Origin of the sequence: Jannaschia sp. M317 (assembly GCF_025141175.1) — a bacterium.
In the GTDB taxonomy this organism is placed as follows: domain Bacteria; phylum Pseudomonadota; class Alphaproteobacteria; order Rhodobacterales; family Rhodobacteraceae; genus Jannaschia.
Genome location: NZ_CP081155.1, coordinates 3312894 through 3333941, shown reverse-complemented (window position 1 = coordinate 3333941; position 21048 = coordinate 3312894). Strand labels below are relative to the sequence as shown.

The following is a 21048-nucleotide window of genomic DNA, read 5'->3' as shown; positions in this document are numbered from 1 at the left end:
GGATCATGGGGGCGGCAGGGGATGCAAGGGGGACGTGCCCGGCGGCGTGACAGTGGGCTGCGGCCGTCGCGCGCAGCACGACCGCCAAGCGGGGGAGGGATCAGTCGAGCGTCAGTCCCGCGTCCGCCATCAGCTTTGCTGCCTCCTCCTGGAGCAGTCGTCCCTCTCCCTTGCCCCGGATCGGTACGATACCGCGTTCCAGAAACATCGGGGCGGATAGCGGCGTGATACGGTCCAATTTCACCTGGTCGATACGGTCGCCCACGGTCTGCATCAACAGATCCAGACGTCCGAAATCGATATGTCCGCGCATCGCCTCTTCTTCGGTGATCTTCAGCATCAGGTGGTCGGGATCGTAGCGGTGCAGCGTGTCATAAAGGATATCGCTGGAAAAAGCGGCCTGCCGCCCGGTGGACCGTTTGCCCGGGTAGTTTCGGTCGATCAGCCCTGCGATGATCGCGGCGTTGCGGAACGTGCGCTTCATCACCGCATTGCCGCTGAGCCAGTTTTCCAGGGCCGCGTGCAGGCCGTCGTGGCGCAGAAAGGGGCGGATATCGCCCACCGGCTGCAGCCCCCAGATCATCGTTGCATAGTCGTTGGCGACAAAGCCCAACGGATCCAGGCCCGCCTCCTCCATCCCTTTGGTCACCAACAAGGCCAGTGTCTGATGCGCGTTGATGCCAGCAAAGCCATAGATCACGCAGTGGTGGCGGCCATCGCGGGGGAATTGTTCCACCAGCAGGCGGCCAGGTTCGGGCAGGGTCGAAACCTTTGCCTGCAATTCCAGCCAGTCGCGGGTGTGGGCGGGCAGGGCGTCAAAACGCATGTCGTGCAACATGTCCTGAATGCGCGCGGCCAGTTGCACCGAGGTCGTCCATTTGTACCCGATATAGGTGGCGATGCGCGGTTCCTTGTTGGGGCGGGGCGATACCTCGACCGTCAGTTCACGCATGTTTTCGTAACGGACGACCTGGCCGCCCATCAGAAAGGTGTCGCCGGGGGACAGGGTGCTGGCGAACCCCTCTTCGATTTCGCCCAAGGGTTGCCCGCCGCGCCCCTTGAAGCGCACCTTCAGCTTGTCCGTGTCGATGATCGTGCCGAGGTTCATGCGGATCTGGCGTGCGGCGCGCGGGTCGCGCAGGCCCCAGACACCGGGTTCGCGTTCCTTCAGTCGTTGATAGCGGTCATAGGCGCGCAGGGCGTAGCCGCCCGTGGCCACGAATTCCAGGCATTCGTCGAAGGCGGCGCGGCTGAGCGTCGCATAGGGGCCGACGCTGCGCACCTCGGCGAACAGGTCGGCGTCGCGGAAATCGCCCGCGCAGGCGACACAGGCGATGTGCTGACACAGCACATCGCGCGGCCCGTCCAGGCGCAGGTCCCCGTCCAACTCGCCCGCGCGCACCGCCTCCAGTGCGGCGTGGCATTCGATCACCTCGAACCGGTTGGCAGGAACCAGCCGCGCCTTGGACGGCGCATTGTAGCGGTGGTTGGCGCGGCCAATGCGTTGCACCAGGTTCTTGACCTTTTTCGGCGCGCCGATCTGGATGACCAGGTCAACGTCCCCCCAGTCGATGCCAAGGTCGAGCGAGCCTGTCGCGACGATCGCCTTCAATTGCCCGGCGACCATCGCCTGTTCGACACGCAACCGCGCCTCCTTGGAGAGCGCGCCGTGATGGATGCCGATGGGCAGGCTTTCCTCATTGGCCAGCCAGAGGTTGTGAAAGAAGATCTCGGCCTGGGCGCGGGTGTTGTGAAAGATCAGCGTGGTATTGTGTTGGCGGACCTGTTCCAGCACCGCCGGGATCGCATAGCGGCCCCCGGCCCCGGCCCAGGGCGGGGCCTCGTCGGTGTGCAGCACGGCGATATCCGGGGGTGGGCCCGGGTCGGCCTGCAGGATGGGGCAGGGGTCCGGGTGCCGCGCTAGATAATGCGCGATGACGGCGGGGTCATCGACCGTGGCCGACAGGCCGACGCGGCGCAGGCCAGGGGCCAGGGTCTGCAGGCGCGACAGGCACAGCATCAGCTGATCGCCGCGCTTGTTGTCCGCCAAGGCGTGTATTTCGTCCACGATCACCCGCTTCAGCCCGGCGAAGGTCCGCGCGGCATCCGGATAGGAGATCATGAGCGCCAGGCTTTCTGGCGTGGTCAACAGGATCTGCGGCGGGTCGGCGCGCTGTCTCTGACGTTTGGAGTAGGAGGTATCGCCGGTGCGGTCCTCGACCCGGATCGGCAGATCCGCCTCTTCGATGGGGGTGGCGAGGTTGCGGCGGATGTCGTTGGCCAGCGCCTTGAGCGGACTGACGTAAAGCGTGTGCAGGCCTTCGTGCCCTTCGGCGCATTCCACCAGCGTCGGCAGAAACCCCGCCAATGTCTTGCCGCCGCCCGTGGGCGCGATCAGCAGCAAGGACGGCAAATCCTTTCTGGCAAGCATCTCGGCCTGGTGCGGATGCAGCGACCAGCTGCGGATTCTGAAGAATTCAGCGAGGGGGGCGGGCAGGTCCATCCGGTCGAGGTAGCGCCGGGGTCGGCAAAGAAAAAGGCCGCTCCCGAAGGAACGGCCCGATTGTCGAAGAGCGAAAGATCACTCGAAGGCGTCTGTCCCGTTCCAGCTCAGGCCACGCTCGGTCGCTTCGGCAGCATAGAGACCGGCGGTCTGCGTCGCGGCATTGGTCTGGGTCACGACACCGTTGCGGACCGAGTTGTAGGCGTCGAGGTCGGTCTGGTTGCCGACACCACCGTTGGCGGCCTGATAGGCGGCCACGTCGGCGAATTCCGGGAAGTTGGCCAGCGTCGCTTCGGCATTCGCCTGGTCTGCCAAGGCGGATGCGTAGGTCGTGCTCAGATCGCCATTCTGCAGGCCGCGCGCGGACGACGCGATGCCAGAGGCGACGTCGGCGGCCAGCGCATCGGTCGAGGCGTTGGTAAAGGCTGTGCGGATCAGGCTGTCGGACATCAGGTCGTCGTTGATATCATTCGAGATGTTCTCGACGCCGCCGGAGATCACAGTCATCACGGCGAGGCCCAAACCCACGAGAGCGGCGGTCAGGACAACCCAGTCAACCGTCACGGCACCGGATTCGTTGGAGAGGAAATTTTGCTGGGTCATGTTTTTACTCGTCAGGTTGGGACAAAGGAGTTTGTTTTCCTGACAAGCTGAATGATCTGGAAACGTGGCGGCCATGTGGCCCGTCGAAGACATCAATCGTGCGTTTTCTTGGAACTTCGCCGACCGCGCGTTTCAGTTGCCCGTTGTGCCCGCGCGCATCTGTGCGCGCAAATAGGACAGGACCTCGGCCTCGGCCGCGTGCTGGCTGCGCAGGACTTCGACGGTTTCAGGCAGGGGGCTGTGGCCGATTGCGTGGCCGAGTTCGGCCAAGGTGCGGTCCTCGGATGCGATGGCGTCGCGCAGCTCTTCGTCGGTCATCGCGGCGGTGGTGGCCAGGACCAGCCGCAGTGTCACATCGGCGTCGCACCCGGTGCGCGCACAGGCATCAGTCAGCGCGGCCTCCAGGTTGGCGCTGGATCGAAACGACAGGAATTCGACCCCACTGATGTCCGTGGTGAGCGCCGGAAGGTCGTCGTCGACCGTGGTTCGGAACGGACCCAGAGCCAGCAGCGCCGTCAGCGCCACACCGGATGCGATCGTCAGGCCGACCAACAGCCCGGCACGCGCCGTGTCGAAGGGGAGGGTGGTTTGGCTGCTCATGCCTGATCCTCGCTTTGGCGTCGGACCTTGTGGCCGGTCCGATCGCGGGTGTGGAGCCAGGCGTCTGTTGCGCCCGTTGTGGCCCGGTGTGCTAGTGGACGATGTCGATCTCCTCCACGAAGAGGTTGGCCCAGGCCCGGTCCACCAGGTCGGGGGTCATCCGATAGGGCAGCCCCTCGAAATTGCAGGCCGCGATCATCTGATCGATCAGGAACTGTCCGTGGAAGTTGGCGTAGACGTTGTTGATTTCCGGGTACTTCTTTTTGAGCAGATGGACGAGCGAGGCTTCGTCCAGCTCGAACTTCTTCTTCTTGGCGACCATGGCAAAGATCTTCAGGAACTCTGCCTGGTTGGGCCCGTCGATCAATACCTTGAAGAAGATCCTGCGCAGCGCGGCCTGGTCGAAGATCTTGTTCGGGTGGTAGTTGGTCGAGAAGACGACGAGCGTGTCGAAGGGCACCTCGAACTTTTCGCCCGATTGCAGGGCCAGGATGTCGTAGCCCATTTCCATCGGGACAATCCAACGGTTGACGATGGTTTGCGGCGGCTCTGCCTGACGGCCAAGGTCGTCGACGATAAAGACGCCTCCCGAGGATTTCAGCTGCAAGCTGGCCTGATAGGTCCGCGCGACGGGGTTGTATTTCAGGTCCAGCATGTCCAGCGACAGCTCGCCACCGGTCATGACCGTGGGGCGCTGACACAGGATATACCGCGTGTCGACGCGCAGGTTGGTCTTGCGCAGGCTATCGCCGTCGTCGACCTGTTCGACGGGCGTATGCACGATTGGATCATACAGCGTGATGACCTGGCCCGCGTATTCGATGGCGTGCGGGATCCAGACGTTGTCGCCCAGGGCGGCGCGGATGCCTTCGGCAATCGACGACTTACCATTGCCCGGCGGCCCATACATCAGAACGGAACGGCCGGAACCGACCGCCGGGCCCAGTTGGTCCAGCAGATTGCTGGGCAGAATCAGATGCCCCATCGCCTTGAGCAGGCGCTGGCGCGTGATCTTGATGTTCTTGACCGACTGCGCGGTGACCTGTTTCTTGTAGGCGGCCAGCGGGACGGGCATCGGGCCATAGTATTCCGATTGCGCCAGCGCGTCGGCGGCACGCGCCTTGCCGGTATCGGTCAACTGAAATCCCATCTCGGCCGACGCACCGGCGTGCATTGTGCCGGTGGCCTGCATCAGCCCCGCCTCGCGCAGCTGGTCGATCAACTGTTGGGTCAGACCGGTCGTCAGGCGAATGGCTTCGGAAATCTCGCGCGTGGTTTCGATGGACTTGCGGAACACCGTCTTGAGCATGATGTCGCGCAGCATCACGACCGTCAGACCGGTTTCGGCCAGGGTGCGGGGCTGGCCGGGGGCGGGGACGCCCATCGCGGCGGGGTCGGCCTGCATGTTCATCGGTCTACCTCATTCGTCTCGCTCGGCCCTTCGTGACACATGGGCCTTAGGAATTCGTTTCCAGACCGCGCCTAGCCCGTCGCGGCCAGCCCCAGATAGGTCAGTTGCGTCGCCGCCAGGGTGACGCCCATCGGGAAGTCCTTTTTCTCGGTCCAGCTTTGCCAGTTGGGGGCCAGGTTGCGCACCGCAGGGATCATCCGGGCCAACCGGTGCAACACCCAGGTCACGATCAGCAGCACGCAGAAAATCACCAGCACCGCCTGCCAGTCGGCCAGCGCCACAAAGGGGGCCATGGCGGCGGCGAACTTCGCATCGCCCGCACCTACGGCACCGATCATGGACAACACGAACCCGATGGCCAGGATCACCGCCAGATGCGCGAACCGCCAAAGGTAATCGGTCGCGGGCGTGATCACAAAGAACCCGGCGACCACAAAGACCACGAACATGGCGATGACCGCCTCGTTTCGGATCTTCATGGTGCTCAGGTCCGTATAGGCAACCCACAGACAGATCGGCAGCGTCAGCAAGCCGAACACGATCCCCTGCAACGGGGTCGCGGCCAACACAGAGGCGGTCGTCTCCATCGTCAGGCGTCCAGCGCCTGCAGCGCGCGGACCGCAGGTTCGAAATGCTGGGGATGGGTGTCGATGGCGTCCTGCAGCAGGCTGCGGCCGATGTCGACGTCGCCCTGCTTGATCGCGGCCAGGCCTGCGGTGTGCAGCAGCTGCGCCCGCTCTGCCTGGTCCATCGGCACGATGGGCAGGGCATAGGCACGGCGCGCGGCGCGGGCCAGGACCAGGTTGTTCTTGGCGGTGAACAGGTCGGCGTCGTAGGTGATCGCCTCGGTGAACAGCCGTTCCGCCGCTTCGCTGTCGCCACGGGTCAGCTTGGAATAGCCCCAGTTGTTCAGAACGCCCGCCGGTTTCGTCGTCAGGTCGACGGCGGTTTCATAAAAGCTGTCGGCGCGGGTCCACTGCCGGTTGCTGTCGGCGACCATCGCCTCCAACCGGTAGCGTTTGAACGTCTCGTGGGTGGGGGGGACGGTGTCCAGCACCTCCTTGGCGGAGGCCCAGTCAGAGGTGCGGATCAGCGCGTCGGCCAATTCGACGGTATCGGCGTCCTCGGCGCGGGGGTCATCCATGACCTTGCGCCAGGCGAGCACCGCCTCGGATTGGCGACCGGCGCGGACCAGGCTGCGGGCCAGGCCGCGCTTGGCGTCCAGATCATCAGGATTGTCGCTGATCTGCCGGTTGAAATAGGTGACGGCCTCGCGTGGTTCGGCCACGGTCAGCATGATGTCGCGGATGCTGTCAGCCTCGTCGGCCTGCGCACTGGCAACGGCGCGGGACACGTCGGGGTCCCCCAAGGGGTTACAGCCAGACAGGGTCAGCGCCCCCCCGACCAGAAGGGCACAAACGAACCGGTGGCGCATGATGCGTCCTTTCTGCTCGATGCCTTCGGTTTTTATTATGTGCTATCCGGGCGCATGGAGTCCGTAGACCCCGTTGGCGCGCCGCGTCAGCGTGAAGGCGTCATCCTCAATTGGGTCACCATAGGACAGGTTTTCCAGTTTTGCACCGCTAACCCGCAGGTTCTCTCGGATTTCGGGGGTGGGTTGTAGCGCGAAGGCCGCACGAAAGACGCGATGCGCCTCTCCCAGCTCTCCCAGCTCCAGCAGGACGACGCCCAGGTTGTTCATGGCGCGCGCATTTTGGGGTTCGGCGTCCAGCACGTCGCGCAGCAGGCGTTCGGCCTGATGCAGGCGACCTAGCTGGATGTTGGCGGCGGCCAGCGACAGTTGGATTTCAGGCGTCAGACCGGCATCGGCGGCGCCGCGTAGATAGCTCGACAGGGCAAGCTCCGCCTCGCCCGCCTCCAACAGGCGGTCACCGACGATCAACGGATCGACGCCGCCCGCACCGCGCGCGGGGCCAGGCGCGGCCAGGGGATCGGAGGCATGCGCGCCGCGCTGCACCAGACCCGGATTGCATCCAGCGACCATCAGGGCCGCCACGCAGAGGATCCCCACCCGCCGCATCATCAGAAGCCCACCGCGCCGCCGCTCAGCGTCTCGGCAATGCCGTGGAGCGAGGGGCCGATCAGAATGATCAGGAGGGGGGGGACACAGAACATCATGGTTCCGACGGTCAGCTTGGTGGGCAACACGTTGGCTTTCTCCTCTGCGCGCATCACGCGTTTGTCGCGCATCTCGTCGGCATAGACCCTGAGCGCGTCGGCGATCGAGGTGCCGAAACTGGCCGATTGGATCAACACGGTGACAAAGCTGGTGATGTCGTTGATATCGCACCGCTCCGCCATGGAACGGAGCACATGAGCCTTGTCCTTGCCGGCCTTCATCTCTTGCGCGACCATAAGGAATTCAGACGCAAGAGAGGGGTAGGAAGGCTCGATTTCCGTGGCCATGCGGATGATCGACTGATCAAGCGATTGCCCGGCTTCGACACAGACCAGCAGCAAGTCGAGCGCGTCGGGAAAGCCGTCCTGGATTTCCTCCTGCCGCTTGGCGACCCGCTTTTGCACCCAGTATTTGGGCGCGTAGTAGCCGGCGCATCCCGGCCCGACGATATAGGCGAACATCATCATCGGAGAGAGGCCCGAGGCCAGCAACAAGGCGTAGATCGCGCCCAGGACCATCAAGCCGATTCCCAGCAAGAACTGAGCCGCGGTCAGCGTGCGGACCGCGTCCTTGTGGGCGTATCCGGCCTGGGTCAGCATCAGGCGTGTCTTGGACAGCTCTTCCTTGTCTTCGGTTTCCAGGTACTTGGCGTATTTCGCCAGATGTTCATTGCGGCTGCCATGGCGCGACAGCCCATCCTCGGCCAGATCCTTGCGCTCGGTCGCCTTGCGCTCTGCGGCGATCCGATCGAGGGGGTCGACCTTTTTGGTCAGGACCGCGGGCAGGGTCAGAAGGACAAGGATCAATCCTGCTGCACCAGCCAGATAGATCATGCCGTCCGGACCCAGAAGACCTTCGACGACGGAGGTGAAGATGTCCATTCCGGTGCCTCCTCAGACCTTGATGTTGACCATCATCCGCATGAACACAACGTTCACGAGGAGGAAGACACAGACAACCGCGGCGGCGGGGATGAAATAGGCCGTGTCTTTCACGTCGGTGTAATAATCGGGCTTCATCACGTTGATGCCGACCAGTGCGAGGATCGGGAAGGCCGACAGGAACATGCCGGACCAGCGTGCCTCGGCGGTGATCGCCTTGACCTTGCGGAACAGCTTGAAGCGGGCGCGCACGACGCGGGCCAGACCTTCCAGGATCTCGGCCAGGTTGCCGCCCGATTTCTGCTGGATGGCGACAGCCACGGCGAGGAAGCGCAGGTCCTGCAATTCCACCCGTTCCGCCAGCGCACGCAAGGCGTCAGGGATGTCGCGGCCATAGGCGGCCTCATCGGCGATAAACCCCATTTCGGAGCCAAGCGGGTCGGCGACCTCTTTGGCGACGATGCCAATGGCGGAGTTCAGCGGATGCCCCACGCGCAGCGAGCGAACGATCAGCTCGACCGCGTCAGGCAATTGTTCCTCCATCATGGCGAGACGTTTTTTCGCCTGGCCGTTGACCCAGACGTAGACGCCGCCAACCCCGAAGGCGACCGACAGCAACAGCCGGATCGGCAGAGCGGCCCCGGTGAACAGCGTCATCAGGCCAAACGACACGAAGACCAGCAGCACCATGATACCGATCAGCATGCCGGGCGTGAACGCCAGGTTCGCCTTCTGCGCCTTTTCGGCCAACAGGGAATACAGGGGGATCTGCTTGGCGCTGTCGTGTTGCGACATTTCCTTGCGCAGGACGGCCATGACCTCATCGCGTGAGGCCCCTTTCTCCAACAGTTCCAGGCGGCGGTTTACCCGGTTGTTCAGCTTGATCGACTTGCCGAACACCAGCATGTAGATGCCGCCGATGATCAAGTAGATGCTGCCGAAGATAGCCAGATAAATCAGTGGCTCGATAGAGAGTTCCATGGCTCAGCGGCTCCCTGCCGGTTCATAGATGGAGGCCGGCAAGTCATAGCCCCAGGCCTTGAAGCGGTCGGCGTAGTGGCTGCGGATGCCGGTCGCGGTGAAGCGGCCGATGATCGTGCCGTCGGGTTCCAGCCCCAGGCGTTCATAGCGGAAGATTTCCTGCATGGTGATCACCTCGCCCTCCATCCCCGTTACTTCGGAGATCGAGGTCATCCGGCGTGATCCGTCCTGCAGGCGCGAGGCCTGCACGATCAGGTTCACGGCCGAGGATATCTGTGCGCGCACGGCCTTGATCGGCATTTCGATACCCGCCATGGCGATCATGTTTTCCAGGCGGCTGACCGCGTCGCGGGCAGAGTTGGCGTGGATCGTGGTCATCGATCCGTCGTGGCCCGTGTTCATGGCCTGCAACATGTCGATAACCTCTTCGCCGCGGGTTTCACCCACGATGATCCGGTCCGGGCGCATCCGCAGAGCGTTGCGCAGACAGTCGCGCTGCGTCACCGCGCCCTTGCCCTCGACGTTGGGCGGGCGGCTTTCCATCCGGCCCACATGGTCCTGTTGCAGCTGTAGTTCGGCGGTGTCTTCGATCGTCAGAACCCGTTCGGAGTGGCCAATGAAGGACGACAGCGCGTTCAGCGTGGTCGTCTTGCCCGAACCGGTACCGCCCGAGACGATGATGTTCAGCCGGCAGGCCCCGGCGGCCTGAAGATACATGGCCATTTCTTCGGTGAAGGCACCGAACTTGACCAGGTCGTCGACGGCCAGTTTTTCCTTCTTGAACTTGCGGATCGAAACCAGCGACCCGTCGACCGCCACCGGCGGCACCATCGCGTTGAAGCGCGAGCCGTCCTTGAGGCGGGCGTCGACATAGGGGTTCGATTCATCGACCCGCCGGCCCACGGCGGACACGATCTTGTCGATGATCCGCAACAGGTGCTTTTCGTCCTTGAAGCGGATGTCCGACTTCGTCAGCTTGCCCGCGCGTTCGATATAGATGTTGTGCGGGCCGTTCACGAGGATGTCGTTGACGCTGTCGTCTTTCAGCAGCGGCTCCAACGGGCCAAGGCCGGTGACTTCGTCAAACAGCTCTTCGTTGAGCGTATTGCGATCTTCGCGGCCCAGAACCACGCCCATCTCGGCGAGTTCCTCGGTGGTGATCGACACGATCTCTGCGCGCAGAGCGGCGGGATCGGCCTTTTCGACAGCTGACAGGTTCAGGTTGTCCAGCAACCTGTGGTGCATCTCGGTCTTCAATTCCTCGATGCGTTCGCGCCGCTTCATGTCCTTGTCCGCCGGGGCGGGGGTCGCTGGCGTGTCCGAAGGTTTCATCTTGGCCTTGACCTGCACGGGAACCTCAAGCGGTTTGCCGGTGGTCTCGGTCGCCAGCTTCTGAACCTTCTCGACGGTCTCTTCCAGATCCTTGGCCCCGATTGGACGGGCCCCCTGAATCTGTGGTTTTTTGTAGCGTGAAAACATCTTGGTCGCCTCCTGTCCGGGCCGTCAGCCGAATTGCAGCCCGAAAATGGCTTTCTTCTTTGCGGGGCCTTTGGCCTTTGCGGCGGCCTTGCCCTCTACTTCTTCGCGAATTTTTTGCAGGTCTTTCGCCAGCTTGGCGATTTCCTTGGTCAGGCCGTTGCGCGCCGCCAATTCCCGTAACGGAGAGGCCTGATCGTTGACTTCGGTCACCTGTTTGCCGCCATCGGGCAGCACCGCGTGGAACTTCAGGTCCAGGCTTTCGGAGAACTTGTCGATGCGGCCACGGCCGGTCATGTCCAACTTGCCCGGGGCACGGTTGAGCAGGTAGGCGACGTGGTCCATCGCGATCCCCTCGCCCTGCAACAGGCGCTGGAACCGAAGGGTGTTCTGGGCGGACCGCACCTCCAACTCGCAGCAGATGAAATAGATGTCTGCGGTCTTGAGGACGGTTTCTGTCCAGCCGGTCATCGCGCCGGGCATATCGACGATCACGACGTCGAAACAGGCGCGCGCCAGTTTCAGCAGGGCCGAAACCTCATCGGGGCCGATCACGTCCAGCGGCAGAACCTCTGCCGGGGCGGTGAAGACCTGCAGCTTGTCGCGGTAGGGGGTGAGCGATTGCTTGAATGCCTGTTCGTCCATCGACCCGATGTCGGTCAGCACATCATAGGTGGAGGATTTCCGCGCCAGGTCCAGATAGGTCCCGACCGAGCCGAATTGCAGGCCCAGGTCGATCAGGATGACGGAAGGTGCCTCCTCGGAGGGGAGGTTGGCCAGTTCCCAGGCCAGATTGACGGCAACCGTCGAGGCGCCGTTGCCACCGGCTGCGGACTGGATGGCAAAGAGGGCGGCTTCGGTCTTGTTTCCGCCACCTGTCGGGCTGGCGGGGACGACCGTGCTTTCGACCGTTTCCGAACCGGCCTTCAGCAAGGCGTCGCTGGCCCCCGGAGGGGCCTGCGTGCGGATGCGGGCCACGGCCTCTGCCAGGGCATTCTCGGGCAGGGGGTAGGGGGCGAAATCGTCGGCACCGGCACGCAGCATCTCGTGCATGGTCATCGGACCCAGGCCTTCGGCGATGAGGATGACGCTCAGCCCTGCGCGTTTTGCCTGGCGGGTGACGTCCAGCAACAGCGGCAGCTGTGCCTCGTCTTCCTTGTCGGCGGCGATGACGATGAATTCCAGCTCGCGGGCCTCGTCCTGGCGCAGGAAGGTGATGGCCTCGGCAAAGGACAGATCGCCCCAACCCTCGCCCAGTTCGGCTTCCATATCCTCGATCAGCAGGTCGAACTCCTGCACGTCGCGCGATACGGTGACCGCGCGAAGGGGGTCCGGCTCTGGCAGTTGTGCAAGGTTGCTGGCCATAACATTCACCACGTTCCTGTGCCCCGACTTCGCAGGGGCAGAATTAACCCGCACGTCCCCGTTCTGGGGCAGACACGGCTCGGGACAACGGCCCCTGTTCCCCCTTCGGATGACGCAACATTCGGGCAACAATTGGACCAAAGTAATGAAATTACCGGAAACCCCATGAACAAAGTATGTCGCCTTGAATCCATCGGTACGGCGCAGGATTTCTGACAAACACCTGATTTAAATGAAAAACCCTGCGCCAGATGGGGCGCAGGGTTAATAAGTTCCGAAAGTGATTTGGGCGCAATCAGACGGCAGGTGCCCCAGAGGACACGTAGCGGCGATAGACGATCTGCGCATACTTTCCATCGAGCACGAGCGGATTGCCCGCAACGAATCCCGCAACCTCGGTCACCGTGCGTCGATTGGCCCGTTCGCGCGATTGCGTCGGCACCAGGGGCCGGGTTTCGCCAAAGCTGACCAGTGCGGCCAGCCGCGAACTCGAGATCCCCTTGGTCGCCAGGTAATTGACCGCGGCCTGGGCGCGACGACGGCCCAGTCCCTCGTTATAGCCAGCCGAGCCGACGGCGTCGGTGTGGCCGTAGACCGAAAACCGGACCTCGGGGAACTGACGGATGAAATGTGCCTGCTGGTCCAGGACCGAACGGGCGGTCGCATCCAGGGCCGCGCTGTTGAAGGCGAAGTTGATGGTCGTCGGAACGGTTGCGGCAAAGCGCCCGCCCAGATGGCTGACCGCCTCGGCGGAGCCGTTCATGACCAGCATGTTCTGCATCGTCGGGTTGCCGAAGGCACCTTCATCGATGCTGGACCCGGCGGGGTTGTTGAAGCGGGTGCCGGTACAGGCACCCAGGGCCGACAGGCCAAGGCCTGCGACCAGGAAACGGCGGGTGATCGGTGCGGTTTTCATCATCTCACTCCAACACGTAGCCGTAGTTGCCCGAAAAGTCCTGGGCTGCCGCATCTCCGCCTCGGCTGGAGGCGCGCGACGTGGTGGTGCCGGCACCGCCGGACACACGGCCATAGAGGAACAGCTCGTTTTCGGTGGGCGGGCGAATGCGGTCGGTGGGCACGGCCAGGGCCTCGCCCCGTGTCGGCGTCACCAGATGAGCCGAGACGATGATGACCAGTTCGGTCTGCTTGCGCTGATAATTGGCGGACCGGAACAAGGCGCCCAGAACCGGCAGATCGCCCAGGAATGGCGTCTGCGTCGAGGCATCCTGGAAATCGTCCTGCAGGATGCCCGCGATTGCAAAGCTTTGACCGTCGCGCAGTTCCACTGTCGTGGAGGCGCGGCGTGACTGAGTACCCGGCACCGTGCCGCCGTTGATGACGACCGAGTTGGCGAAATCGACCGAAGAGACTTCGGACTTCATGTTGAGGTTGATGATGTCGTCATCGACCACGGTCGGCGTAAAGTCGAGCGAGACGCCGAAGGACTTGAAGGTCACGCCGACGTTGCCCTCGGAGTCGATGGCCGGGATCGGGAATTCCCCACCCGCCAGGAAACTGGCCGATTCACCGGACAGGGCGGTCAGGTTCGGCTCCGAAAGGGTACGGACGACGCCTTTTTCTTCCAGGGCCTGCATCAGGATGTTGAAGTTGACCGAAGCACTGCCGAAGTTCAGTTGCAGCGCGCCCGCATTGTTGCCGACGCTGCCGGTCGTGCCGCCGAAGCTGCCGCCGTTCAACCGGGTGCCGCCGACGCCCAGCTGCGCGCCCAATTCCTTGGACAGGTTGCGCGACATCTCGGCGAAGCGGACCTTCAGCTGAACCTGTTGCACGCCGCCGACCGTCATCAGGTTCAACGTGGCCTCGGGGGCGTAGCGATTGGCGATTTCCATGGCCTGATCAACCACTCGGCCCGAAGAAACGGTGCCCGACAGGACCAGACCATCGTTCGCCGTGCGGACCTCGATCGGTTCGCCCGGCAGCAATTCGCGCAGGCGTTCCTTGAATTCTGCGGTGTCGGGCGTGACGTGCACGTCGACATTGGTGATCAACCGTCCGTCCGGGCCCAGCAGGGTCAGGGTCGTGCGACCCGGTGCCTTGCCCAGTACGTAGACCGTGCGTTCCGACAGCGTGGCGATATCCGCGATCAGCGGATTGGCCACGGACAGTTCCGCAAAAGCGACGTCAGATTCCAGCACGATGGCGCGGTTGAGTTGGACACGCAGGGCCGATTGTGCGCGACCCTCCGCGATGCGAAGGGTTTCTGCCTGAGCTTGCAAGGCCGGCGCACCTGAAACAAGAACGCCGAGCATTGCTGCCCGGATGAGTGTTCGAAACGTCATGTGACCTGCCTCTCTGATCACTGTGCTCAATAGTGCGGCTCTGCGTCCGCATCATCGGGAACCATGGCAGAAGTCAGCCTTATTGCAAGAATCATGCCTGTTCGCGCAACAATCTAGGGCAGGCTGGTCACAGATTGCCCCATTTCCAACACAATACAGGGGCTCAAAAAGCCAAATGGCCGCCCACGAGGTGCGGGCGGCCATGGGTCTGGGATGACGATCTATCCTGGGTCAGCCGTCTTCGGGGCAGGGGACCGGGATCAGCACGACCTCTGCGCCCTTGCGTGTGCGCACGGTGCAGGTCTGACGCCGCTCGGCGGTTTCTTCGGCACCCAGAACCTCGCGCAGGGTCGCATGGACCGAAGCGCTCTCGGTCTGGTCTTGCACGCCGACCAGGGCGAGCGACAGGCTGCCGGTGGCCTGAGCCTGGGCCAGCTTGGCGACGATCTCGGGCCGGGCCTCGACGGTGACGTTGCGGGCGATGGTGGGGTTGTTGCGTTGCTCGTCGGTTTGTTGGTCGATGGCGATCAGGGGCATGTTGGCCTCGATCAGCTTGGTGACACCGCCTTCGCCGCCGCCGCCGGTCCAGTAGACGTCCACCCGGTCGCCAGGCCGCAGGAAACCCGACACGCCGGAGTTCACATCGACCGAAAGCGTAAAGGCGCGCATGCCGGGCGTCAGGGTCGCGGCAATGCCCGCACCTTGTCCGGGATTGGTGACCTTGGCCCGCAGAAGCGGTTCATCGCGTTCCATCAGGCGCAACACAGTGCGGGATCCGTCGTCTTCGGGCGGAAAGATCTCGTCCATGGAGGCAAAGGTGCCGACCGGCACACTGGTTGCGGGCCACTGGATGGCGCGGACATCGGTGCGGCGCAGCTGGTCGCCGTATTTCAGCTGTCGGCGGACAACGAAGACGTCCTTCGTCGGCACGATCGACTGCTGGGTCGAGGCCAGTGCCGACTTGTATTGATTGAAACGGCCCTGGGCCGTGTGGATGGCAAAGCCCGCCAGGGCGAGGCCGGCAAGCAGGACGAGACCGAAGATCAAACGCATAACAAGGTTCCCAGATACATGATGGGCTGGCAGACAGCCGTCTGTTTCCCTTGTGCCTCAGGAATGGGGCGATTCCATGGACAGGCGGGGACAGTGCAAAGGAGACTTCCTGGCAGGGGCCGCTCCATGCGAGACGCCCCGGGCCATGGGCCCAGGGCGTTCTGCAATCTTGTCGGGCGGGCTTGCGCCCCCCGGAACGTCGTGACCCGGATTACGGGGTGCGGACGGTGAAGTTGCGGGTCGTGTTGTCCTGCATCAGCACGTCGTTGACGTCGTTGGAGAGGTTCTCGATGCCGCCCGAGATGACGGACATGACGGCCAGGCCCAGGCCAACCAGAGCGGCGGTCAGCACAACCCAGTCGACAGTGACAGCGCCCGACTCGTCAGCGGAGAAAGTCTTGATTGCATTCAGCATGTGTTCATTCCTTCGATGTGAACTCGTTATATTGATCGTCGGGCTGTCCGCCCTTTCGACCTGTTCTGTTTCGTCGGCAAACAGGGCGCAAATAAGACACGACTAGGAACTTTCAGAGGAATGAGTCCGTCGAGGGCGCGGCGATGCCTGCCATCCGCTCGACCGCTTACCTTAGGGGGCATCGGTGGATATGGGTCGGATACACCCCCCCGGACAGGCAGAAGGGGCCGCGCCTGCCAGCACGACCCCCCTTTGTCCCTCGACCCTGAGGTCGTTGGAAATGTGACGTTTCCCTCTTTGTCCGGCCTGCCTGCCAACAGATCGGCGGGGACTGCTCATTGTCACGTTTCTTGCCCGACTGTCTCGGTTGCTTATTGATCGTCCCTGACGCGCTGTCTGCCTGAGGCGTCCGAGCCGATGACCAAGGTATGCGGACCAATTGGGGCGAAAACGTGTCCAATTTGGTTCGAATTGCCGACAATGCGGAATTAAGCGGAAATTAAGGGGGATCGGTCAACAATGGTCAGGGAATCGCAGCGATCCTGCGGCGGATGTTGGCAATTGCGCGGGCCACTGCGGGCAACGCGCCACACCTGACCCCGCAAATGGTTCGCCGCGCAGACAGGGGGGTGGGCGATATGGCACCCTATGGGCAAAACAAGATCGAGCAGCACATCATGACACGAATATTCGCCGCCTTCCTGGCCTTCGCGCTGGTCGCCGCGCCGATCTCTGGTCCGGCCTTGGCCGGAGAATTCACATTCAAACGCGTGAAACCGCCCAGCAGCAACACCACCCGGCGCATCACGGTGCAGATCACGGCGGCGGATCGTCCGGTGTCCCCCTCGGCCCCGATCACCGCGCCGCGTCCCTCGGCCCCGCAGGCCCCGGACGTCGCCATTGCCCGCACTGCCCCGGCAGAGGCGGGGGGGCGCAGCAATCAGCAGGACTGGTTCTGGACTGCGGTATCGCCCGCCATCGCGCCGCAGGCCGGTCGTTTCTTGCAAGCCACCCGCGTCGCGGCCCGTCCGCCCGACTCAAGCGGTATTCGTGCGCCATCGCTCCGTCATCTGCAACGCATTGCGCAAAGCCACGGCGACACAATCCTGCGCCACTCGGTCGGGACGCGGGTTTCTCCGGCTCTGATCCTTGCGTTGATCTCGGTCGAGTCTGCCGGACGGACCGACGCCATTTCGCACGCCGGGGCGCAGGGGTTGATGCAGTTGATCCCCGCCACGGCCGAGCGGTTCGGGATCACCGACGCCAACGATCCGGGTCAGAACATCCGCGCCGGTGTGGCCTACCTCGACTGGCTGATGAAGGAATTCGGCGGCGACCCCGTTCTGGCGTTGGCTGGGTACAACGCGGGCGAGGGGGCCGTGCGCCGACACGAAGGCGTGCCACCCTACGCCGAGACGCGCGCCTATGTGCCCAAGGTGCTGGCCGCCTGGAACGTGGCGCGGATGATGTGCAAGACGCCGCCCACGATGCCCGGTGACGGCTGCGTCTTCGACGCGGCGTTCGAAGACACCTAGTCGCCAGACGCGTCTGACCGGTATCGACGCGCCCAGGCGAGGCTTGTTCCGTCAGCCAGGCGCGCCGTAGGAATGCGGAGTGTCGGTGACATTCCCGCAAGACCCAGATGGCGCAAGATTCGATCCAGAGTCCGCGCCGGGTCGGCGGCAAGATCCTCATAGAAGACCCGCAATGGTTCGATGCCCTGACGCGCAAACCAAACCTGCCACTGCTGCTCATCGGTCGCGATTGTCTGCAAACGGTCCGTGATGGCCGCTCGGTCATAGCGGGACGGGGCAGGGGGCGCGCTGCGTTCCATCTCGCGGCCATCGGCGGCGCGGTGCCACAGGCCCGTCTGCGCCGCACGCACGTAAGAAATCGCCTGCGCCAAGTGATCACGTCTTGTCAGATAGATGAAGCAGAGGTGCCCAAACGTCGCCTCCAACCTTGTGCGGTCGCAGGGCAGACCCGGTTGCGCCTCGGCTAGGCGTTCCAGCAAGTAAGCGCGGCTGTGCGATTGCAGGCGCAGACCGAAGAGACTGTCGCCATCACACCCTGTCTGACGACCTGCAGCAAGGATCCGGCGCAGGTCGGCAGGTGATGCGGGCATGGGTAGGGGCGGCAGACCATGCGTTGCAGCCCAGGCAGCAACGTCCGTGCGGTGAAAATGCGAGCCGGGCTGCCCGGCCCCCGGAACCGACTGCAGCAATTGGCATAACAATGTACTGCCGCTGCGCGGCAGGGTGCAGATCACGTATCCATTGAGCGAATGCTTCATGACCGAACGGAACCGTGACGGCGGGCATCAAATCCTTGGAAGGATTTGATCAGACTTTTGCAAAAGTCTGATCCCCGCCTCACTCGATCACGTCCGCCCAGTCGGGATGACGCTGCGCCTGGGCCTTGACGAATGGGCAGAGCGCGATGACCCGCAGCCCCTCGGCCCGCGCGTCCGAGATCATCCGCTCCGCCAGCATCATCCCGACGCCCTGGCCCTGCAGGGCCTCGGGCACGTCGGTATGATCGACGATCAGCTTGGTGGTGCCGAGGCGGGAATAGGTCATCTCCGCCTCGTGCCCGTTTACGACGATCACCCAGCGACCGCCGGTTTGCCCGTCTTCGCGGTGGATGCCACTCACGCGACGAGCGTGGCCTCGGTGACGTCCCGCAGTTCCTGCTCGGTCACGCCATCGGCCAGTTCCACCAGCTTTAGGCCGCCCTCGACCACGTCGAGCACGCCGAGATTCGTGATGATCCGGTCCACAACGCCCTTGCCAGTCAGCGGCAGCGTGCATTCCTTCAGCAGCTTCGACTGACCGTGCTTGTTCGCATGGTCCATGACCACGACCACGCGGCCCACGCCCGCGACCAGATCCATGGCCCCGCCCATGCCCTTGACCAGCTTGCCGGGGATCATCCAGTTCGCCAGGTCGCCGTTCTCGGCCACTTCCATCGCGCCCAGGATTGCCATCGCGATCTTGCCGCCGCGGATCATGCCGAAGCTTTGCGCGCTGTCGAAATAGGCGGTCTGCGGCAGTTCGGTGATCGTCTGCTTGCCGGCGTTGATCAGGTCGGCATCCTCGTCGCCCTCGATGGGGAAGGGGCCCATGCCCAGCATGCCGTTCTCGGACTGCAGCGTGACCTCGACCCCTTCGGGGATGTGGTTGGACACCAGTGTCGGAATGCCGATCCCCAGATTGACGTACCATCCGTCCTGCAGCTCCTGCGCGGCGCGCGCAGCCATTTGATTGCGATCCCAGGGCATCTCATGCCTCCTTGTGACTTAAATCTCGGTGATACCCGCAGGGACATCGATCATGACGACCGTTCCGGCCGCGCCGCGAATGGGGCTGATCGTGGCATCCAGGCCGTCGGTCAGGGTCATGATCAGGCGGCCGCCCACGGTTTCGGGGTTCGGAAAGGGGGTGTTGGACGGCAGACCGACGCCATCATCGCTGACCGTCAGGCGCAGCCCCCCGGCGGCGAGCCGCACCATCCGCACCTCTACCACGCCTTGGTCCATCCGGTCGAAGGCATGGGCAAAAGCGTTGGCCAGCACCTCTGACAGCAGGATCGAGACGCGAACGGCCGCGTCGGGGTTCACCACCATCGGTTCCACGCTTTGCTGGTAACGGATGCCAGAGCGGCTGGCCTCATGGGCAATCCCGGCTGCGATGCGACTGACCAAGGCACCCAGGTCGATACCACGCCCCGGCAGCGCCTGTTCATCCGACAGCTTCATGCTTTCGTAGACGAGTTGCAGGCATTCCAGACGGCGGCTCACCACGTCGTAGGGCATGGGGCCGGCATCGTCGGTGGGTTGGCTGAAACTGTCCAGCAGCAGGCCCAGGTCTTCCTGCACGCGGGCGCGGACGTTTACCAGAAGGGCGTTTGCGGCGTCTTCCTCGCGCTCGGTCTCATAGACCTCTTTCTGGATGCCCAGAAAGTAGATGACGTCGCCGCTTGAATCGGCAATCGGGGCGATGATCAAGCGGTTCAGAAACGGCTCTCCGTCGGCGCGGTAATTGGTTATGTCGACGGTCACGTCGCGGCCCGACTCGATCGCATGACGCAGGCGGTCGACGTCGGCCTTGTCGGTTTCCGGCCCCTGCAGAAACCGGCAATTGCGCCCGATCACGGCGGACCGGGAATAGCCGGTCGTCCGCTCAAAGGCGGCGTTGACGTAGACGATGGGGTTATCCTTGGTCCGCGGATCGGTCAGGATCATCGACACGCGGACACGACTAAAGCCCGCCAAAGCGGTTTGGTCATCGATGACCGAAGCCAGCTTGCGCCGTGTGTCCACGCTTCTGCTCCCAATACCGGACAGGCCCGTAGGCGGTGCCATCGGACCCGGCCTTCTCTCTCCCGTGGCAGGATGTGGTGCCCCGCCCGCCATCGTCAAGCAGCAGGCCGCGTTGTCCGCTGCTCGATCCGCTTTTCGTGGTCGCCCTGGATCAGGCGGTGCACGTAGATGCCGGGCAGATGAATGCCGTCGGCGTCCAACTCTCCGGATTGGACGATCTCTTCCACCTCTGCCACGCAGACCTTACCACACATGGCCGCCGGCGGGTTGAAGTTTCGTGCGGTCTTGCGAAACACCAGATTGCCGGTCGTGTCGGCCTTCCAGGCCTTGACGATCGACAGGTCGGCAAAGATCCCGGGCTCCAGGATATAGGTCTCGTCGGTGCCATCGGGTCCGGTCGGGAACGTCTTGTGTTCCTTGCCATCGGCGATGACCGTGCCCACCCCGGTCTTGGTGTAGAAGCCGGGAATGCCGCAGCCGCCGGCGCGCATCCGTTCGGCCAGGGTGCCCTGTGGGTTGAATTCCAGCTCCAGCTCTCCGGACAGATACTGCCGCATGAATTCGGCATTCTCGCCCACGTAGGACGATATCATCTTCTTGACCTGCCGTGTCTGCAGCAGGATGCCGATACCAAAGTCATCAACGCCCGCGTTGTTCGACGCGAAGGTCAGGTCCTTGGTGCCCGCATCCTTGATCGCCTCAAGCAGAAGCTCCGGAATCCCGCAAAGCCCGAATCCACCCGCCGCGATGAGCATCCCGTCCGAGAGCAGACCGTCCAGCGCCTCGGCGGCGGAGCCATATACCTTCTTCATGTCGATCCCTTGGGTAACGATGTTTCGCGATTGATAGACGACGGGGCGGGGCGTTTCAATCGTGCTGCGCTGCAACATTCATCGGATGGGGCACAGGGCATTGAAACCCGGTCGAAACCTGAACGCAAAGCGGCCGCAACGCGGAATGCGCTGCGGCCGCAAAGCTCGGTGGCGCAGAGTTTTGCAA

Annotated in this window: 21 protein-coding genes; 1 reads left to right on the top strand and 20 read right to left on the bottom strand. The window is 63.5% G+C overall.

The window, feature by feature from the left end:
• Positions 1–100 precede the first annotated feature (100 nt).
• From K3551_RS17010 to K3551_RS16940, 15 genes are all read right to left on the bottom strand, one after another.
• Positions 101–2503 carry a ligase-associated DNA damage response DEXH box helicase gene (locus K3551_RS17010; RefSeq protein WP_259916001.1) on the bottom strand — a complete coding sequence of 801 codons (2403 nt, stop codon included), beginning with the start codon at positions 2501–2503 and terminating at the stop codon, positions 101–103.
• Between the two features lie 78 nt (positions 2504–2581).
• Positions 2582–3106, bottom strand: coding sequence for a hypothetical protein (locus K3551_RS17005; protein ID WP_259919702.1), 525 nt, complete (start codon positions 3104–3106; stop codon positions 2582–2584).
• 132 nt (positions 3107–3238) lie between these two features.
• Complete coding sequence (locus tag K3551_RS17000; protein WP_259915999.1) at positions 3239–3706, bottom strand: hypothetical protein; 468 nt, start codon at positions 3704–3706, stop codon at positions 3239–3241.
• Between the two features lie 91 nt (positions 3707–3797).
• The gene (locus K3551_RS16995; RefSeq protein ID WP_259915996.1) at positions 3798–5117 is read right to left on the bottom strand and encodes an ATPase; all 1320 of its coding nucleotides are present in this window, start codon (positions 5115–5117) and stop codon (positions 3798–3800) included.
• Between the two features lie 71 nt (positions 5118–5188).
• Positions 5189–5704 carry a prepilin peptidase gene (locus K3551_RS16990; RefSeq protein ID WP_259915993.1) on the bottom strand — a complete coding sequence of 172 codons (516 nt, stop codon included), beginning with the start codon at positions 5702–5704 and terminating at the stop codon, positions 5189–5191.
• A 2-nt stretch (positions 5705–5706) separates the two neighbouring features.
• Positions 5707–6552, bottom strand: a complete 846-nt coding sequence (locus K3551_RS16985; protein WP_259915991.1) for a lipopolysaccharide assembly protein LapB — start codon at positions 6550–6552, stop codon at positions 5707–5709.
• Positions 6553–6594: 42 nt separating this feature from the next.
• Positions 6595–7161 (bottom strand): tetratricopeptide repeat protein, encoded by a 567-nt coding sequence (locus K3551_RS16980; protein ID WP_259915990.1) that lies wholly within the window; start codon positions 7159–7161, stop codon positions 6595–6597.
• Positions 7161–8138: a type II secretion system F family protein gene (locus tag K3551_RS16975; RefSeq protein ID WP_259915988.1), complete on the bottom strand. Its 978-nt coding sequence runs from the start codon at positions 8136–8138 to the stop codon at positions 7161–7163. Before K3551_RS16975 ends, K3551_RS16980 begins: the two co-directional genes overlap by 1 nt.
• Before the next feature lie 12 nt (positions 8139–8150).
• Positions 8151–9119 (bottom strand): type II secretion system F family protein, encoded by a 969-nt coding sequence (locus tag K3551_RS16970; protein ID WP_259915986.1) that lies wholly within the window; start codon positions 9117–9119, stop codon positions 8151–8153.
• Positions 9120–9122: 3 nt separating this feature from the next.
• Entirely contained in the window at positions 9123–10598 is a 1476-nt protein-coding gene (locus tag K3551_RS16965; protein WP_259915984.1) for a CpaF family protein, read from the bottom strand.
• 24 nt (positions 10599–10622) lie between these two features.
• Positions 10623–11960 carry an AAA family ATPase gene (locus tag K3551_RS16960; protein ID WP_259915982.1) on the bottom strand — a complete coding sequence of 446 codons (1338 nt, stop codon included), beginning with the start codon at positions 11958–11960 and terminating at the stop codon, positions 10623–10625.
• Positions 11961–12255: 295 nt separating this feature from the next.
• Positions 12256–12876: an OmpA family protein gene (locus K3551_RS16955; protein ID WP_259915980.1), complete on the bottom strand. Its 621-nt coding sequence runs from the start codon at positions 12874–12876 to the stop codon at positions 12256–12258.
• Between the two features lie 4 nt (positions 12877–12880).
• The gene (locus tag K3551_RS16950; RefSeq protein WP_259915978.1) at positions 12881–14260 is read right to left on the bottom strand and encodes a type II and III secretion system protein family protein; all 1380 of its coding nucleotides are present in this window, start codon (positions 14258–14260) and stop codon (positions 12881–12883) included.
• A 231-nt stretch (positions 14261–14491) separates the two neighbouring features.
• Positions 14492–15313: a Flp pilus assembly protein CpaB gene (gene cpaB, locus K3551_RS16945; protein WP_259915977.1), complete on the bottom strand. Its 822-nt coding sequence runs from the start codon at positions 15311–15313 to the stop codon at positions 14492–14494.
• Between the two features lie 211 nt (positions 15314–15524).
• Complete coding sequence (locus K3551_RS16940; protein ID WP_259915975.1) at positions 15525–15728, bottom strand: Flp family type IVb pilin; 204 nt, start codon at positions 15726–15728, stop codon at positions 15525–15527.
• A 677-nt stretch (positions 15729–16405) separates the two neighbouring features.
• Between K3551_RS16940 and K3551_RS16935 the strand changes: the two genes are divergently transcribed.
• The gene (locus K3551_RS16935) at positions 16406–17263 is read left to right on the top strand and encodes a lytic transglycosylase domain-containing protein (RefSeq protein WP_259915973.1); all 858 of its coding nucleotides are present in this window, start codon (positions 16406–16408) and stop codon (positions 17261–17263) included.
• Here the strand turns inward: K3551_RS16935 and K3551_RS16930 are convergent.
• From K3551_RS16930 to K3551_RS16910, 5 genes are all read right to left on the bottom strand, one after another.
• The gene (locus K3551_RS16930) at positions 17260–18021 is read right to left on the bottom strand and encodes a Stf0 sulfotransferase family protein (protein ID WP_259915971.1); all 762 of its coding nucleotides are present in this window, start codon (positions 18019–18021) and stop codon (positions 17260–17262) included. The two genes, K3551_RS16935 and K3551_RS16930, sit on opposite strands and share 4 nt — an antisense overlap.
• A 79-nt stretch (positions 18022–18100) precedes the next feature.
• Positions 18101–18307 (bottom strand): GNAT family N-acetyltransferase, encoded by a 207-nt coding sequence (locus K3551_RS16925; RefSeq protein WP_259915969.1) that lies wholly within the window; start codon positions 18305–18307, stop codon positions 18101–18103.
• A 71-nt stretch (positions 18308–18378) separates the two neighbouring features.
• On the bottom strand, positions 18379–19008 hold the full coding sequence (locus K3551_RS16920) for a 3-oxoacid CoA-transferase subunit B (protein ID WP_259915968.1): 630 nt from the start codon (positions 19006–19008) through the stop codon (positions 18379–18381).
• Positions 19009–19026: 18 nt separating this feature from the next.
• Entirely contained in the window at positions 19027–20049 is a 1023-nt protein-coding gene (locus tag K3551_RS16915; RefSeq protein ID WP_259915966.1) for a PAS domain-containing protein, read from the bottom strand.
• A gap of 95 nt (positions 20050–20144) precedes the next feature.
• Entirely contained in the window at positions 20145–20861 is a 717-nt protein-coding gene (locus tag K3551_RS16910; protein ID WP_259915960.1) for a CoA transferase subunit A, read from the bottom strand.
• Positions 20862–21048: the final 187 nt, after the last annotated feature.

Coding starts and splice junctions, on each gene's coding strand:
- K3551_RS17010 (WP_259916001.1), bottom strand. CDS start 2,503: ATGGACCTGCCCGCCCCCCTCGCTGAATTCTTCAGAATCCGCAGCTGG.
- K3551_RS17005 (WP_259919702.1), bottom strand. CDS start 3,106: ATGACCCAGCAAAATTTCCTCTCCAACGAATCCGGTGCCGTGACGGTT.
- K3551_RS17000 (WP_259915999.1), bottom strand. CDS start 3,706: ATGAGCAGCCAAACCACCCTCCCCTTCGACACGGCGCGTGCCGGGCTG.
- K3551_RS16995 (WP_259915996.1), bottom strand. CDS start 5,117: ATGAACATGCAGGCCGACCCCGCCGCGATGGGCGTCCCCGCCCCCGGC.
- K3551_RS16990 (WP_259915993.1), bottom strand. CDS start 5,704: ATGGAGACGACCGCCTCTGTGTTGGCCGCGACCCCGTTGCAGGGGATC.
- K3551_RS16985 (WP_259915991.1), bottom strand. CDS start 6,552: ATGCGCCACCGGTTCGTTTGTGCCCTTCTGGTCGGGGGGGCGCTGACC.
- K3551_RS16980 (WP_259915990.1), bottom strand. CDS start 7,161: ATGATGCGGCGGGTGGGGATCCTCTGCGTGGCGGCCCTGATGGTCGCT.
- K3551_RS16975 (WP_259915988.1), bottom strand. CDS start 8,138: ATGGACATCTTCACCTCCGTCGTCGAAGGTCTTCTGGGTCCGGACGGC.
- K3551_RS16970 (WP_259915986.1), bottom strand. CDS start 9,119: ATGGAACTCTCTATCGAGCCACTGATTTATCTGGCTATCTTCGGCAGC.
- K3551_RS16965 (WP_259915984.1), bottom strand. CDS start 10,598: ATGTTTTCACGCTACAAAAAACCACAGATTCAGGGGGCCCGTCCAATC.
- K3551_RS16960 (WP_259915982.1), bottom strand. CDS start 11,960: ATGGCCAGCAACCTTGCACAACTGCCAGAGCCGGACCCCCTTCGCGCG.
- K3551_RS16955 (WP_259915980.1), bottom strand. CDS start 12,876: ATGAAAACCGCACCGATCACCCGCCGTTTCCTGGTCGCAGGCCTTGGC.
- K3551_RS16950 (WP_259915978.1), bottom strand. CDS start 14,260: ATGACGTTTCGAACACTCATCCGGGCAGCAATGCTCGGCGTTCTTGTT.
- cpaB (WP_259915977.1), bottom strand. CDS start 15,313: ATGCGTTTGATCTTCGGTCTCGTCCTGCTTGCCGGCCTCGCCCTGGCG.
- K3551_RS16940 (WP_259915975.1), bottom strand. CDS start 15,728: ATGCTGAATGCAATCAAGACTTTCTCCGCTGACGAGTCGGGCGCTGTC.
- K3551_RS16935 (WP_259915973.1), top strand. CDS start 16,406: ATGACACGAATATTCGCCGCCTTCCTGGCCTTCGCGCTGGTCGCCGCG.
- K3551_RS16930 (WP_259915971.1), bottom strand. CDS start 18,021: ATGAAGCATTCGCTCAATGGATACGTGATCTGCACCCTGCCGCGCAGC.
- K3551_RS16925 (WP_259915969.1), bottom strand. CDS start 18,307: ATGACCTATTCCCGCCTCGGCACCACCAAGCTGATCGTCGATCATACC.
- K3551_RS16920 (WP_259915968.1), bottom strand. CDS start 19,008: ATGCCCTGGGATCGCAATCAAATGGCTGCGCGCGCCGCGCAGGAGCTG.
- K3551_RS16910 (WP_259915960.1), bottom strand. CDS start 20,861: ATGAAGAAGGTATATGGCTCCGCCGCCGAGGCGCTGGACGGTCTGCTC.